The organism is Stenotrophomonas sp. PS02289 (genome assembly GCF_029960115.1).
Lineage (GTDB): Bacteria > Pseudomonadota > Gammaproteobacteria > Xanthomonadales > Xanthomonadaceae > Stenotrophomonas.
In genome coordinates, this window is the sequence record NZ_JASCOZ010000036.1 from 19,022 (window position 1) to 33,260 (window position 14,239).

The 14,239-nt window shown below is 67.7% G+C and carries 13 protein-coding genes and 1 pseudogene; 12 read left to right on the forward strand and 2 right to left on the reverse strand.

All coding sequences use genetic code 11. The features are described from left to right. Nucleotides 1-11 precede the first annotated feature (11 nt). From QMX83_RS07400 to pncB, 11 genes are all read left to right on the forward strand, one after another. Nucleotides 12-458 (forward strand): GspH/FimT family pseudopilin, encoded by a 447-nt coding sequence (locus tag QMX83_RS07400; RefSeq protein ID WP_282295979.1) that lies wholly within the window; start codon nt 12-14, stop codon nt 456-458. Continuing rightward, nucleotides 455-877 carry a prepilin-type N-terminal cleavage/methylation domain-containing protein gene (locus tag QMX83_RS07405; protein ID WP_282295980.1) on the forward strand — a complete coding sequence of 141 codons (423 nt, stop codon included), beginning with the start codon at nt 455-457 and terminating at the stop codon, nt 875-877. The genes QMX83_RS07400 and QMX83_RS07405 overlap by 4 nt, the downstream gene beginning before the upstream one ends. Next, nucleotides 874-1,524, forward strand: coding sequence for a type II secretion system protein J (locus QMX83_RS07410; protein ID WP_282295981.1), 651 nt, complete (start codon nt 874-876; stop codon nt 1,522-1,524). The genes QMX83_RS07405 and QMX83_RS07410 overlap by 4 nt, the downstream gene beginning before the upstream one ends. Beyond that, complete coding sequence (locus tag QMX83_RS07415; protein WP_282295982.1) at nt 1,521-2,402, forward strand: type II secretion system protein GspK; 882 nt, start codon at nt 1,521-1,523, stop codon at nt 2,400-2,402. The genes QMX83_RS07410 and QMX83_RS07415 overlap by 4 nt, the downstream gene beginning before the upstream one ends. Next, on the forward strand, nt 2,399-3,565 hold the full coding sequence (locus tag QMX83_RS07420; RefSeq protein ID WP_282295983.1) for a PilN domain-containing protein: 1,167 nt from the start codon (nt 2,399-2,401) through the stop codon (nt 3,563-3,565). Before QMX83_RS07415 ends, QMX83_RS07420 begins: the two co-directional genes overlap by 4 nt. Next, nucleotides 3,546-4,322, forward strand: coding sequence for a type II secretion system protein GspM (gspM, locus tag QMX83_RS07425; RefSeq protein ID WP_282295989.1), 777 nt, complete (start codon nt 3,546-3,548; stop codon nt 4,320-4,322). The genes QMX83_RS07420 and gspM overlap by 20 nt, the downstream gene beginning before the upstream one ends. Beyond that, a complete protein-coding gene (locus tag QMX83_RS07430) occupies nt 4,312-5,115 on the forward strand; it encodes a general secretion pathway protein GspN (protein WP_282295984.1) in 804 nt (267 codons plus the stop codon). The genes gspM and QMX83_RS07430 overlap by 11 nt, the downstream gene beginning before the upstream one ends. Before the next feature lie 9 nt (nt 5,116-5,124). Beyond that, nucleotides 5,125-7,332: a type II secretion system secretin GspD gene (gene gspD, locus QMX83_RS07435; RefSeq protein WP_282295985.1), complete on the forward strand. Its 2,208-nt coding sequence runs from the start codon at nt 5,125-5,127 to the stop codon at nt 7,330-7,332. 72 nt (nt 7,333-7,404) lie between these two features. Next, on the forward strand, nt 7,405-8,256 hold the full coding sequence (locus QMX83_RS07440; RefSeq protein ID WP_282295986.1) for a glycosyltransferase: 852 nt from the start codon (nt 7,405-7,407) through the stop codon (nt 8,254-8,256). 5 nt (nt 8,257-8,261) lie between these two features. Beyond that, entirely contained in the window at nt 8,262-9,104 is an 843-nt protein-coding gene (locus tag QMX83_RS07445; protein ID WP_282295990.1) for a glycosyltransferase family 2 protein, read from the forward strand. Between the two features lie 7 nt (nt 9,105-9,111). Then, a complete protein-coding gene (gene pncB / locus QMX83_RS07450) occupies nt 9,112-10,287 on the forward strand; it encodes a nicotinate phosphoribosyltransferase (RefSeq protein ID WP_282295987.1) in 1,176 nt (391 codons plus the stop codon). A 62-nt stretch (nt 10,288-10,349) separates the two neighbouring features. On the opposite strand, the gene QMX83_RS07455 is transcribed toward pncB, so the two are convergent. Both QMX83_RS07455 and ettA read right to left on the reverse strand, forming a co-directional pair. Next, complete coding sequence (locus QMX83_RS07455) at nt 10,350-11,666, reverse strand: NCS2 family permease (RefSeq protein WP_282295988.1); 1,317 nt, start codon at nt 11,664-11,666, stop codon at nt 10,350-10,352. A gap of 93 nt (nt 11,667-11,759) precedes the next feature. Next, on the reverse strand, nt 11,760-13,424 hold the full coding sequence (gene ettA / locus QMX83_RS07460; protein WP_125359933.1) for an energy-dependent translational throttle protein EttA: 1,665 nt from the start codon (nt 13,422-13,424) through the stop codon (nt 11,760-11,762). A gap of 238 nt (nt 13,425-13,662) precedes the next feature. Here ettA and QMX83_RS07465 point away from each other — a divergent pair. Beyond that, nucleotides 13,663-14,148: pseudogene (locus tag QMX83_RS07465) on the forward strand (RcnB family protein). Nucleotides 14,149-14,239: the final 91 nt, after the last annotated feature.

Consider the following 14,239-nt stretch of genomic DNA (forward strand, 5'->3'; position numbering starts at 1 on the left):
TGCGGCCGCGCATGCATGGCGTTTCCCTGCTGGAAATGCTGCTGGTGGTGGCACTGATCGCCATCATCGGGCTGATCACGGCCACCGCCATGAATGGCGGCATCGACGGCATGCGGTTGCGCAACGCGGGCAAGGAAGTGGCGAGCCAACTGCGCTACACCCGTACCCAGGCGATTGCAAAAGGTGAGATGCAGCGCTTTCTGATCGACCCGCAGACCCGGCGCTGGGAAGCGGCCAATGGACGTCATGGGCAACTGCCCGAGGCGCTGGAGGTGCATTTCCGCGGGGCCGCGCAGGTGGGCGCGGGTACTGGCCAGGGCGGCATCGCCTTCCATCCGGACGGTGGCTCCAGCGGCGGCACGATTGAGCTGAGCGTGCGCGGCGCGCTCTGGCGCGTCGACGTCGCCTGGATCACCGGCGAGGTCCGCTCCGGTCCGGTGCGGGACAACGCACCATGAAGAACCAACGCGGCTACTCCCTGCTCGAGGTCATCGTCGCCTTCGCCTTGCTGGCGCTGGCGCTGACGCTGCTGCTGGGCAGCCTCTCCGGCGGTTCCCGCCAGGTCCACAACGCCGACCTGCGGAGCCGTGCGGTGCTGCACGCGCAATCGCTGCTGGCCGTGGCCGGTGTCGAGACACCGCTGCAGGAAGGTCGGCAGCAGGGTCAGTGGGAGGACGGGCGCTATCGCTGGGAACTGCAGGTCAGTCCATTCGTGGAGCCGCGCGGCGGCGCTCTCCAGGCATCGACCACGGTCGCCGCCACCGGCCCCCAACTGGCCGAACTCAGCCTGCAGGTGCGCTGGGGCGACGGCGATGCCGAGCAACTGCAGTGGCGCACCTTGCGCCTGCTGCCGCCGTCCACCGGAGCGGCGCGATGAGGCGCTCCGCTGCGCAACGCGGCTTCACCCTGATCGAGGTCCTGCTTGCGACCGTGCTGCTGGTGGGCGGTCTGGCCATGGCGTTTGCCACGGTGCGCTCGGCCATGAATATCGCCCAGCGCGGCGAACGCATTGCGGCTCAGAATGAGCGCATGCGCGCGGTGGAGGGCTTTCTGCGCCGGCGCTTGAGCATGGCGCTGCCGACCGCCGCCGAACCCCCGGATCCGACCCGCGAACCGCTGTACTTCCAGGGTGAAGCGCAACACATGCTGTTTGTCTCCGAGCTGCCCGGCTACCTCGGTCGCGGTGGTCCCTATGTACATGAGCTGCAGGCGCGAGGCCGCGGCGATGCACAGACGCTGGAACTGGGGCTGACCCTGGTGCAGAACGGAGAACGCATTGCCGAAACTCCACCGCGCCCGCCCGAAGTGCTTGCCGACGCCCTTCGCGAGGTGCGATTCCGCTATCGCGGGGTCGACATGCGCACCGGCCAGCTGGGCGAATGGCAGGACCGCTGGGAAGACACCCGTCGGCTGCCGAATCTGGTCGAGATCCGCATCGCGCCGCAGCAGGGGCCGGCGTGGCCGCCGCTGGTGGTGGCGCTGTCGCAGTCGCGCGGTGCACGCAGCGCAGGAGCCGGCACATGACCCGCTCGCATCCCCGGTCCGCGCGCGGTGCCGCGCTGGTGCTGGTGCTGTGGCTGATCGCGCTGCTGACGGCGGTGGTGGGTGCGTTCGCGCTGAGCGCCCGCATCGAGCACATGCAGCAGCAGGTGACCGGTGACGATGCGGTGGGTCAGGAGCATGCGCGCGCGGGCGTGGAGTACGCGCTGTACCGCCTGCAGCCGAATGCGCTGCAGCCGCCGTGGACTCCCGATGGTCGACGTTACCGCTGGTCGTTCGACGATCGCACCATCGACCTGCGCATCATCGACGAGAACGGCAAGGTCAATCTCAATCTGGCCGATGCCACCTTGCTGACGGGCCTGCTGGAAGCGGTCGAGGTCGAGCCCGGGCGCGCCAAACAGCTGGCCGGTGCGATCATCGACTGGCGTGACCCCGACAGTCTGAAGCAGCCGGGCGGCGGTGCAGAAACGGCCGATTACGTCGCCGCCGGACTGCCCTATGGTGCACGCAATGCGCGCTTTGAAACACTGGGCGAGCTGCAGCGGGTGCTGGGCATGGACGCGGCGCTGTATGAACGACTGGAACCGCTGCTGACCCTGTACAGTCGACAGTCGCGACCGGATCCGCGCTTTGCGGCGGGTCCGGTGCTGCGCGCGCTGGGGCTGGATGCCGAGCGGCTGCTGGCCGACCGTGAACGCCTGCAGGACAGCGATGGCGACGGAAACGTGACCGCCGCGGCACCCGCAGGTGGCAGTGGCACTTATAGTATCGAGAGCCGCGCGATGGACCCGCGCGGACGGGTTTCAGTCCTGCGCGCCGTCGTGCGCAGGGGCGCAGCAGGCACGCCGGGCACGGCATACACGGTACTTCGCTGGGAACAGGGAATGGCAGCACGATGACTTCATGGCGGGACAGTCTGGTGCAGGCACGGGGGCGACTCGCGCCGGGCGTGGGCAATGGCCTGCGCTGGTGGCGGCGTTCTCTGCTGGCCTGGTTGCCGGTGCGCTGGCAGTGGGCGCTGGGCTGGTCGCGTTCGCGCCTGCTGCTCAGCCGCGAGGGCGAGCAGCTGCGCGTGCAGCGCGACACCGCCGGCCAGCTGCAGGCCGTGCTGGAGCTGCCCTGGCCGCAGTCACCCGCCGAGCTGGAACCGGTGCTCGACACGCGCGTGCGCGGCCTGCCACGGCATTGGGTGCTGCCGGCCACCGCGGTGCTGCGCCGCCCGTTGCGACTGCCCGCCGCCGCTGCGTCCCGGCTGCGCGACGTGGTGGGTTTCGAGATCGACCGGCAAACCCCGTTCGAACCCGCACAGGTGCATTACGACGTCCGCGAAGGCGAACCGCTGGCGGACGGGCAGCTGCAGGTGGAACTGGTGGTCATTCCGCGCCAGGCGCTGGAACAGTGGCTGCAGCAGTCCGGCAGCTGGGCCGGTCAGCTGGCCGGCGTGGATGCGGACGACGGCAGCGGCCAGCCGCTGGGCGTGAACCTGCTGCCGGCCTCGCAGCGCTACCAGGCGCGTGATCCCATGCGGCGCTGGAATCTGCTGCTCGGCAGCGCGACCGTGGTGTTGCTGGCGCTGGCCGCCACGCAGCTGCTGGCCAACCGCGAGGCCGCAGCCGACCAGCTGCGCGACCAGGTCAATGCGGCGGCGCGTGATGCGCGCGCCGTTGCCGCCGAACGCCAGCAGCTTCAACAATTGGTGGACGGCGCGGCGTTCCTGGAAGAAAAACGCAGCGCCCAGGCCAGCACGCTGGAAGTGTGGAATGAATTGACCCGCCTGCTGCCCGACGGTACCTATCTGGAAAAACTCTCGGTCGAAGGTCGCACCCTGCAGCTGATCGGTCTCAGCCGTGAAGCCTCGCAACTGGTGCCTCTGCTGCAGGCCTCGCCGCTGTGGACCAAGGTCAACCTCACCGGCGTGTTGCAGGCGGACGGCGGTGCCGGCGGCCGCGACCGCTTCACCCTGACCGCCGAACTGCAGCCGTTGCCCGGTGCGACACCGGCCAAGACCGCTGCGGCTCCTGTCACGGAGGTTGCCGATGGCAATGCTGCCGACGCGCCGTGACCGCTGGCTGGCGCTGGCCCTGCTGCTGGGCGCGCTGGTGCTGGCTTACCTGCTGCTGGTGCACCCGTGGTTCACCCGGCCGCTGCTCGACATCAATCGGGGCATCACCCAGCTGCAGGAGCGCCAGCTGCGCGTGGATGCACAGCTGCAGCAGCGTGACGCCGTGGAAAAACAGCTGCAGCAGGTGCGGACCACCCTGGCGGCCCGCCCCGGCTTCCTGCGCGAGGCGACTGCGGAGTCGGCCGCGGCCGCGCTGTCGTCCCGACTGCAGGACGCAGTGGCCTCTGCCAGCCCGGGCAACCGCAGCTGCACCATCAGCAACCGCTCGCCGTTGACCGACGCCGCACGTGACGCGGCGTTCCCACGGGTCGCACTGCAGGTCCGGCTGCGCTGCGGCGTGCCGGAAATGGCCGCCGTACTGCACACGCTGGAAACCGGAAGCCCGCGTCTGTTCGTCGGCAACCTCAATCTTCTCGCCCAGCGCTTCCAGCAATCGCCCAATGAAAGCGGCCTGGGCCTGGATGTGTCGTTTGAACTGGTCGGCTACCTGCAGCCGGGCATCAGCGCCGATGGCAGTACTGCGACGCCGGCCCCTGTGAGTCCCGCCGTGGCCGCGCCGGAACCGACCGGCCTGGAACCCACGGGCCTGCAGCCGACCGCCGACGGTCCGGGGGCGGCGATGGGTGCACCCACCGATCCGGCCGCCGCCGATCCGGCGTCCAGTCAACCGGTGGAGGACGCGCCGCATGAAGATTGAATGGGCGTCGCTGCGTAGCTGGTGGCTGGGTGGTGTTGCGCTGTGGGCGGGAGCGATCTGGATCGCCACGCTGCTCGGACTGGGCACGCGCATTGCGCCGCCTGACGCCGATGCGCAGCAGGCCCCACGCCTGCCCGTGCTGGCACCGGCCGCACCGGACCGAATCACCTCGCCGCAGGCCTATGCCGACATCGCGGCACGACCGCTGTTCGCCGAAGACCGCAAGCCGCGTCCGTATCTGCTGGGCGGCGCCGAGGCCGGTGCCAGCAGCAGCGCGGTCACCCTGACCGGCGTGCTGCTGACCTCGGAGTTCGGCATGGCCATCCTCACCACCGACCAGAAACAGTCGCTGCGGCTGCGCCTGAACGGCGAAGCGGTGAATGGTTGGCAACTGCTGGCCCTGGAACCGCGCAGCGCCACCGTGACCGGCCCCAGCGGCACCCAGACACTGGAACTGGTGACCTTCAGCGGGCAGGGCGGCGAGCCGCCCACCGTGTTGGGCACCCAAGCCGGTCGCCAGGGCCAGCCCACCACCGCGCCGGTGGCCGGACCACGGCCTCCGCCGGCTCCCGCCGCACAGGGCGGCACCAACTTCACCGGCAACAGTCCCGCACCGGCTCCGGCCCCCGCGCCGGCTCCCGCACAGAATGCCGGCAACCCCGCTGCGCAGGGACCCAGCGAAGCGCAGATGCAGGCGATCCGTGCCCGCATCCAGGCGCGCCGCCAGCAACTGCAGCAGCAACAGCAACAGTCACAGCGACCGCCTGCGGGCGGCTCCGGTCAAAACCCTTAGAGTGAACGCATGACCTTGCGCCTATTTTCCCTTTCTTTCGCGGCCGCCCTGCTGGTGGGCTGCGCCACCGTGCCGGCACCGGAAGTGCGTCGCGACGCCGTACTCGATGGCACCCATCAGGTGGTGGCCGGCGATGGCTCCCACGACGGCGTCGATACCCAGGCGCTGGGCAGCGATGGCAGTCCGCAGCCGGTCATCCGCCGCGGCAGCGGCACCATGATCAACCGCAGCGCGGCATCGGCTCCCTCGCCGGCGCTGTCGCAGGCCAGCACCGGTACCGCCACCTTCAACTTTGAAGGCGAGTCGGTGCATGCGGTGGTCAAGGCGATCCTGGGTGACATGCTGGGCCAGAACTACGTCATCGCGCCGGGCGTGCAGGGCACCGTGACCCTGGCCACGCCCAAGCCGGTGTCCTCGGCGCAGGCCCTGAACCTGCTGGAAATGGTGCTGGGCTGGAACAACGCGCGCATGGTCTACAGCGGCGGTCGCTACAACATCGTCGCCGCCGATCAGGCGCTGGCCGGCACCGTCGCACCCAGCACGGCACCCGCGGCGAATGCGCGCGGTTTCGAGGTGCGGGTGGTGCCGCTGCAGTACATCTCCGCCACCGAAATGAAGAAGGTGCTCGAGCCCTACGCGCGGCCGAACGCCATCGTCAATGTCGACAGCGGCCGCAACGTGATCACCCTGGGCGGCACCCGTGCGGAGCTGGAAAACTACCTGCGCACGGTCGAAATCTTCGACGTCGACTGGTTGTCGGGCATGTCGGTGGGCGTATTCCCGATCCAGACCGGCAAGGCCGAGCAGGTCGCCACCGACCTGGAAAAAGTGTTTGGCGAAGAAAGCAAAACCCCGAGCGCCGGCATGTTCCGCTTCCTGCCGCTGGAAAACGCCAATGCCGTGCTGGTGATCACCCCGCAGGCGCGCTACCTGGACCAGATCCAGCAGTGGCTGGAGCGCATCGACACCGCCGGTGGCAGTGCGCGGCTGTTCTCCTACGAACTGCGCTACATCAAGGCCAAGGATCTGGCCGAGCGGCTGGCCGAAGCCTTCGCCAGCGAAGGCGGGCGCGGCGGACGCAGTGGCGGCGGCTCCCTGGCACCGGGCGCGATCGCACAGGAGCTGAGCAGCCGTGACGGCACCAGCGGCAACAGTTTGAACAATACCCAGCTGGGCAGCAGCGGCACCGGCCGCAGCGGCGGCCTGGGCGATGGCACCATGAACCTGCCGCAGCGCCAGTCCGGCAACGCCAGCTTCAATCTGGAAGTGCAGGGCGACAGCGTCGGCGTGTCGGCGGTGGAAGAGACCAACACCCTGCTGGTGCGCTCGACGCCGCAGGCCTGGCGCTCGATCCGCGAAGTGATCGAAAAGCTCGACGTGATGCCGATGCAGGTCCACATCGAGGCGCAGGTGGCCGAAGTCGCCTTGACCGGCGACCTCAGCTACGGCGTGAACTGGTTCTTCGAGCAGGCGGTGACCACCGGCAAGACCGAGAGTGGTATCGACCTGCCCAGCGCACTGGGTCGCTCGATCTGGGGCAGCATTTCCGGCCAGGTGGGCGAAGGCGGTCTGGGCTGGACCTTCCTCGGCAAGAACGCCGCCGCGGTCGTCACCGCGCTCGACAAGGTGACCAACCTGCGCCTGCTGCAGACGCCCTCGATCTTCGTGCGCAACAACGCCGAGGCCACCTTGAACGTCGGCACCCAGATTCCGATCAATTCGGTGTCGGTGAACACCGGCACCGGCAGCGACAACACCTACAGCCAGGTCCAGTACCTGGACACCGGCGTGATCCTGAAAGTGCGCCCGCGCATCACCCGTGACGGCGTGGTGTTCCTGGACATCGTGCAGGAAGTCAGTTCCGCCGGTGCGGTGCCGGCCGGCTGTGATCCCGCACGCAGCACCTGCAATCCGCCGATCAACACCCGCAAGATCTCCACCGAGGCGGCGGTGCAGAGCGGCGACACCATCATGCTGGCCGGGCTGATCACCAACTCCGACGAGGACGGCTCCAACGGCGTGCCGGGCCTGAGCAAGATTCCGGTGCTGGGCGCGCTGTTCGGCAAGAAGACCCAGAACAGCGGTCGCTCGGAAGTGATCGTGCTGCTGACTCCGACCATCGTCCGCAACGCGCAGGAGTCGCGCAACCTGACCGACGAGTACAGCAACCGCTTCCGCGCGATGGAGCCGTTCCCGACCCGCAAGGCCACCAACTAAGCCGCCCAACCGGCTGCCGTCTTCGCAGCCGGACTGTTACCCTGCGGGCAGATGCCGCGCGTTGGGGGACGGATGGGGACAGTCGTGTTGCTGCCGATCGGCGTGGATGACACCGCGCTGGACCGGTGTCTGGGCGCGCTGGATGCGGGGACTCCGGCCGGCACCGCGATCTGGTTGGCGGATGACGGTCAGGCCGGTCCCCGTGCGCAGGCCGTGATCGAACACTGGCTGGCCCACACGCCGCTGCAGGCCGAATACACCCGCCGCGCCCGTGCCATTGGCGAGGTGGCGCACCTGGACGAGATGCTGCGCGCCTGCGAGGGCACCGACGTGGTGGTGCTGGCCCCGGATGCCGTCCCCGCACCCGGTTGGCTGCAGCAGCTGGATGCCTGCTGCGCCCGCGATGCCTCGATCGGCTCGGCCACGCCCTGGTGCAATGCCGGTGAAACCGCCGCGTGGCCCCGCCTGGGCGAGATCAACCCGATGCCCGAGCATCTGGATGCCATTGCCCAGGCCTGCGCGGCACTGCCCAGCCTGCATCCTGAACTGCCCTCGGCGGTCACCCATGCCGTGTTGCTGCGCGCCAATGCGCGGCGCAAGGCCGGCGGCCTGGACATGCACAGCTATGCCTCGTGGAGTGCGGCGCTGATTGACCTCAGCCTGCGCATGGCCGGTCTGGGCTGGCGCAATGCGCTGTGCGAGAACGCCTTCGTCGCGCGCGCGGGCGAATCGCAGGCACAGGAGGGCGACATGGAAGCACTGGGGACGCGCTGGCCGGCGTGGCAGCCCCGGTTGGCCGGTTTCCTGATGGGCGACCCACTGCGTGCCACCCGTGACACACTGCAGCAGCTGCATCAACAGGCGATAATGCCGCGTTCGCAGGGCGACCTGTTCGCCGCGCCCGCCGCGCCTGATCCGGAGTGACCCGTTTGACTGCCCGCATTGCCGCCATCATCGTCAGCTATCAAAGTGCCAGCACCCTGGATGCCTGCCTGACCCGGTTGCGTGCCGCACAGGACATCGCTGAGATCCGCGTGGTGGACAACAACTCCGACGACGGCACGCTGGACATCGTGCAGCGCCACGCCAGCGCCGACCCGCGGCTGCATTTCATCGCCAATCCGGACAATCCCGGCTTTGCCACCGCCAACAACCAGGGCGTGGCGGACAGCCGTGCGCCGTGGCTGGCGTTCATCAACCCCGACCTGATGGTGGCTCCGGAGACGCTGGCGCAGCTGTGCGCGCGCGGTGAGGCGCTGGGCGACTGCGTGCTGGGCGTGGAGCAGGTGGATGAAGCCGGCCTGCCCGATGCGGCCGTACGCCGCCGCGATCCGGATTTTGCCGCGATGCTGCGCAACCCGGGGCAGGGCGCGAAGCTGGCCTTGCCCGCTGATCCGACGCAGACGCTGCAGACCGTGCCGGCGCTGTCCGGCGCATTGCTGCTGATGCCCCGGGCACTGTTCGACCGCCTCGACGGCTGGGATGCGGGTTACCGCCTGCATGCCGAAGACCTGGACCTGTGCCGTCGTGCCCGCGAGGCCGGCGCGGTGGTGGCCATTGCCAACGACCTGCAGGTGACCCACGTGCGCGGCGTCTCCAGTCGCTCACGACCGTTCTTCGTGGAATGGCACAAACACCGTGGACTGTGGCGTTACTTCCGCAAGTTCGAGGCACCGCAGCGCAGCCTGCCAGTGCAGCTGGCGGTCTGGGCCGCGATCTGGGCCCACGCGGCCGTGCAGGTTCCCCGCATCCTGATGCGCTCGGGCGCATAATCTCCCCATGATCATCCAATCCCTGCTCGACACCGACCTGTACAAATTCACCATGATGCAGGCGGTGCTGCATCAGCATCCCGGCGCGCAGGTGCAGTACCGGTTCAAGTGCCGCACGCCGGGCATCGACCTAGCCGCGTACATCGACCAGATCAATGCCGAGATTGATCACCTGTGCACGCTGCGTTTCACCGAGGCCGAGCTGGACTACATGCGCGGGCTGCGCTTCGTGAAGCCGGACTTCGCGGATTTCCTGGGGTTGTTCCACCTCGACCGCAAGTACATCGACCTGCGGGCGTCGACCACGGTGGCAGGCGAGATCGAGCTGGACATCACCGGCCCGTGGCTGCACACCATCCTGTTTGAAGTGCCGCTGCTGGCGATCATCAACGAAGTCTGGTTCCGAAACACCAGCACTCCGGACTTCGCCGAAGGCGAACGTCGCCTGCAGGCCAAGACCGCGCTGCTGCGCGACACCCCCGGCTTCGAGCTGTGCCGCATCGCCGACTATGGCAGCCGTCGCCGCTACTCGCGCGACTGGCATGCGCGCATGCTGCCGCAGCTGCGCCACGCGCTGGGCTCGCAGTTCGTCGGTACCAGCAACGTGCACTTCGCGCGGCTGTATGGCATGACCCCGCATGGCACCATGGCGCACGAGTACCTGCAGGCCTTCCAGGCATTGGGTCCGCGACTGCGCGATTCGCAGGTGGCCGCGCTGGAATCGTGGGCGCGCGAGTATCGCGGCGACCTCGGCATCGCGCTGTCCGATGTGGTCGGGCTGGATGCGTTCCTGCGCGACTTCGATATGTATTTCTGCAAGCTGTTCGACGGCGTGCGCCACGACTCCGGCGACCCGTTCGTCTGGGGCGATCGCATGCTGGCGCATTTCCAGCAGCGCCGGGTCGATCCGCGCAGCAAGGTCCTGGTCTTCAGCGACGGACTGAACATCGAAAAGGTGATGCGCCTGTTCGACTACTTCCGCGGTCGCTGCCAGGTGGCCTTCGGGGTCGGCACGCATCTCACCAACGATCTTGGCCCGACGCCGTTGAACATCGTCATCAAGATGGTCCGCTGCAACGGCCAACCGGTGGCCAAGCTGAGCGACTCGCCGGGTAAGAGCATGTGTGACGACCCGGGGTATCTGGCCTACCTGCGCCAGGTGTTTGAGTTACCGGCCGAGTGAAGCATCACGTGGACCGGTCAGGTCGGTTGCAACGGTAGCGCCGGCCGTTGGCCGGCCCTCCGTCACTCCAACGCGTAGCGCAGCACAAACAACCCGGCCACCAGCCACACCGCCGGATGCACATCGCGCCAGCGCCCGGTCCCAGCTTTCAGCACCGCATAGGCAATGAAGCCGAACGCCAACCCGTTGGCAATCGAATAGGTGAACGGCATCGCCAGCGCGCACAGTGCCGCCGGAACCGATTCGGTCAGATCGCCCCAGTCGACATCGACCAGCTCGCGCAGCATCAGCCCGGCCACGAACAACAGGGCAGGAGCGGTGGCATAACCCGGCACCATCGCCGCCAGCGGCGAGAACAGCAGCGCGGCCAGGAACAGCGCCGCCACGACCAGCGCGGTCAGCCCGGTACGTCCGCCGGCCTGCACGCCCGACGCACTTTCGGCAAAGGCCGTGGTGCTGCTGGTCCCGAGCATCGAACCCGCGACAATCGCGGTGCTGTCCGCCAGCAGGGCACGACCAAAGCGCTTCTGCGCACCGGGCAGCTTGAGCAGGCCGGCGCGGCCGACCACGCCATACAGCGTGCCGGTGGCGTCGAACACCTCCACCAGCACGAACACCAGCACGACCTGCAGCAGTACCGCCAGCGGCGCGCCACCGTCGTGGTGCAGCAGTCCAGGCAGATCCAGCTGCAGGAAGGTGGGGGCCAGGCTGGGCGGCAGCGACACCAGCCCGTGGTACTGCACGTCACCCAGCGCCCAGGCGGCGGCCGTGACGGCGAGAATGCCGATCAGGATGGCACCACGGACCTTGCGTGCTTCCAGGATGGCGATCAGCAGGAACCCGGCGAGGGCGAGCAGGGGCGGGGCGGTGTTGAGCGGCCCCAATGTCACCAGCGTATCGGCGTTGGCGACGATCACGCCGGACTTCTGCAGCGCGATGATGGCCAGGAACAGGCCGATGCCGGCGACGATCGCGGCACGTAGCGAGGCGGGAATGCCCGCCACGAGCCAGGCCCGGACACCGGTGAGCGACAGGGCCAGGAACACCAGGCCGGAAATGAACACCGCGCCCAGCGCCTGCTGCCACGGCAAGCCGGCCGCGCCGACCACGGTGAACGCAAAGAACGCATTCAAGCCCATGCCCGGTGCCATGCCAACGGGGAAGTTGGCGGCAAACGCCATCACCATCGAGCCCAGCGCAGCGGCCAGGCAGGTGGCGACAAACACCGCACCCGGATCCATGCCGGTGGTGGCCAGGATGTCCGGATTGACGAAGACGATGTAGGACATCGTCAGGAAGGTGGTCAGCCCTGCCAGCAGTTCGGTCCGCACGGAGGTGCCGTGCTGCTGCAGCTGGAAGGTGCGTTCGAGGATGTTCATGGTGAATCTCGCGACGATACGGTGCCACCACCGACGGTGGTGATCTACCCGAAATGCAGAACGGCCGCGCAGGGCGCGGCCGTTCTTTCTTTCTTACTTCAGCGCCTTGAAGCGCAGGCGCTTTGGGGCGGCGTCGTCGCCCATGCGGCGGCGCTTGTCTTCTTCGTACTCGCGGTAGTTGCCCTGGAAGAACTCCACGTGCGAGTCGCCTTCGAACGCCAGGATGTGGGTCGCGATGCGATCCAGGAACCAGCGGTCATGCGAAATGACGAAGGTGTTGCCCGGGAACTCCAGCAGCGCATCTTCCAGCGCACGCAGGGTTTCGATGTCCAGGTCGTTGGACGGTTCGTCGAGCAGCAGCACGTTGCCACCCTGCAGCAGGGTCTTGGCCATGTGCAGACGACCGCGCTCACCACCGGACAGCGAACCGACCATCTTCTGCTGGTCCTGGCCCTTGAAGTTGAAGCGGCCGATGTAGGCGCGCGACTGGATCTCGATGCCGTTGATGTTCAGGATGTCCAGGCCACCTGCAATTTCCTGGAACACGTTGTGGTTGCCTTCCAGCGCGTCGCGGCTCTGGTCGACGTACGACAGCTTCACCGTCGGACCCACCACGATCTCACCCGAATCCGGCTTTTCCTGGCCGGTGATCATCTTGAACAGGGTCGACTTACCGGCACCGTTCGGGCCGATGATGCCCACGATCGCGCCGGCCGGGACCAGGAAGCTCAGGTCGTCGAACAGCAGACGGTCGCCGAACTTCTTCGAGACGTTCTTGAACTCCATCACCGAGTTGCCCAGGCGCTCGCCCGGTGGGATGAAGATTTCATTGGTTTCGTTGCGCTTCTGGTAATCGACCGACTGCAGTTCTTCCAGGCGGGCCAGACGGGCCTTGCCCTTGGTGCGGCCACCCTTGGCATTCTGGCGCGACCATTCCAGTTCCTTCTGGATTGCCTTCTGGCGGGCCTTTTCCTGGTTGTCTTCCTGCTTCAGGCGCTCGTCCTTCTGCATCAGCCATTCGGTGTAGTTGCCCTTCCACGGAATGCCGCGGCCGCGGTCCAGTTCCAAGATCCACTCAGCGGCGTTGTCGAGGAAGTAGCGATCGTGGGTGACGGCCACCACGGTGCCGGTGTAACGGGCGAGGAACTGCTCCAGCCATTCCACCGACTCGGCGTCGAGGTGGTTGGTCGGTTCGTCGAGCAGCAGCATGTCCGGCTTCTGCAGCAGCAGGCGGCACAGCGCCACGCGGCGCTTTTCACCACCGGACAGCTTGCCGATCACCGCGTCCCACGGCGGCAGGCGCAGGGCATCGGCGGCCACGTCCAGCTGGTTTTCCAGGGTGTGGGCATCGCCTGCGGCCAGAATGGCCTCCAGACGCTCCTGCTCCTTGGCCAGCGCGTCGAAATCCGCGCCTTCCTCGGCGTAGGCCAGGTACACCGCGTCCAGCGCGGCCTGGGCCTGCAGCACTTCGCCCACACCTTCCTCGACGGCTTCACGCACGGTCTTGGTCGGGTCCAGCTCCGGTTCCTGCGCCAGGTAGCCGACCTTGATGCCGGCCTGGGGGCGGGCTTCGCCCTCGAAATCGGTGTCCACGCCGGCCATGATCTTCAGCACGGTCGACTTGCCCGCGCCATTCAGGCCCAGCAGGCCGATCTTGGCTCCCGGGAAGAACGACAGCGAGATGTCCTTGATGATCTGCCGCTTGGGCGGGACCACCTTGCTGACGCGGTTCATGGTGTAGATGTATTGCGAGGACATGGGCTCTCCGAGGGCGCAATCCTGCGCCCGTTCCGTCAGGAACAGTCGCAGTGGGAATTGGGATGTCGCCAATTATAGCCGGAAGCGGTGACAACCGCCGGACAGCCCGCCCCGTGGGCCTTGCCGCTGCCTGAATGGGCCGTCAAACGTCGCTAAATGGAAACCGTTTCCAGCCGGAAACCGTTCAGACGCCGTCCGCATGATGGAAACCGTCACTTCCCACCCAGCGAGAAACGCCATGCGCATGAATCGAATTGTGGTCGGTACCGTTGCCGCGCTGCTGGCAGTGGGAACCGTCGCCCCCGCCTTTGCCGACGACCATCGTCACGACCGCCGTGACGACCGTCGCGAGCACCGCGATGATCGCCGTGAATGGCGCGACGACCGCCGCGAGTGGCGGGATGATCGTCGCGAATAGCGCGATGATCGCCGCGAGGCCCGCCACGACCGTCGCTACCACAACCACGGCTACTACCGTCCGGCCCCGCCGCCGCGCGTGGTCTACCGCCCTGCGCCGCGCCCGGTGTACGGCTACGGCTGGCAGCGTGGCCACCGCTACAACGAGTACTACCGGGGCCCGGTCTACGTGGTCAACGATTACGGCCGCTACTCGGTGCGTCGCCCGCCGCACGGCCACCACTGGATCCGCGACGACCGCGGCAACCTCCTGCTGGTCGCCATCGCCACCGGCATCATCGCGGACTTCGTGATCAACGGGCGGTAACCCGATCGCGTCGTAGAGCCGGGCTCTGCCCGGCCGCTGTTCGCCAAAATGCAAAAAGGGTGCCGGGCAAAGCCCGGCCCCCGCATTTATT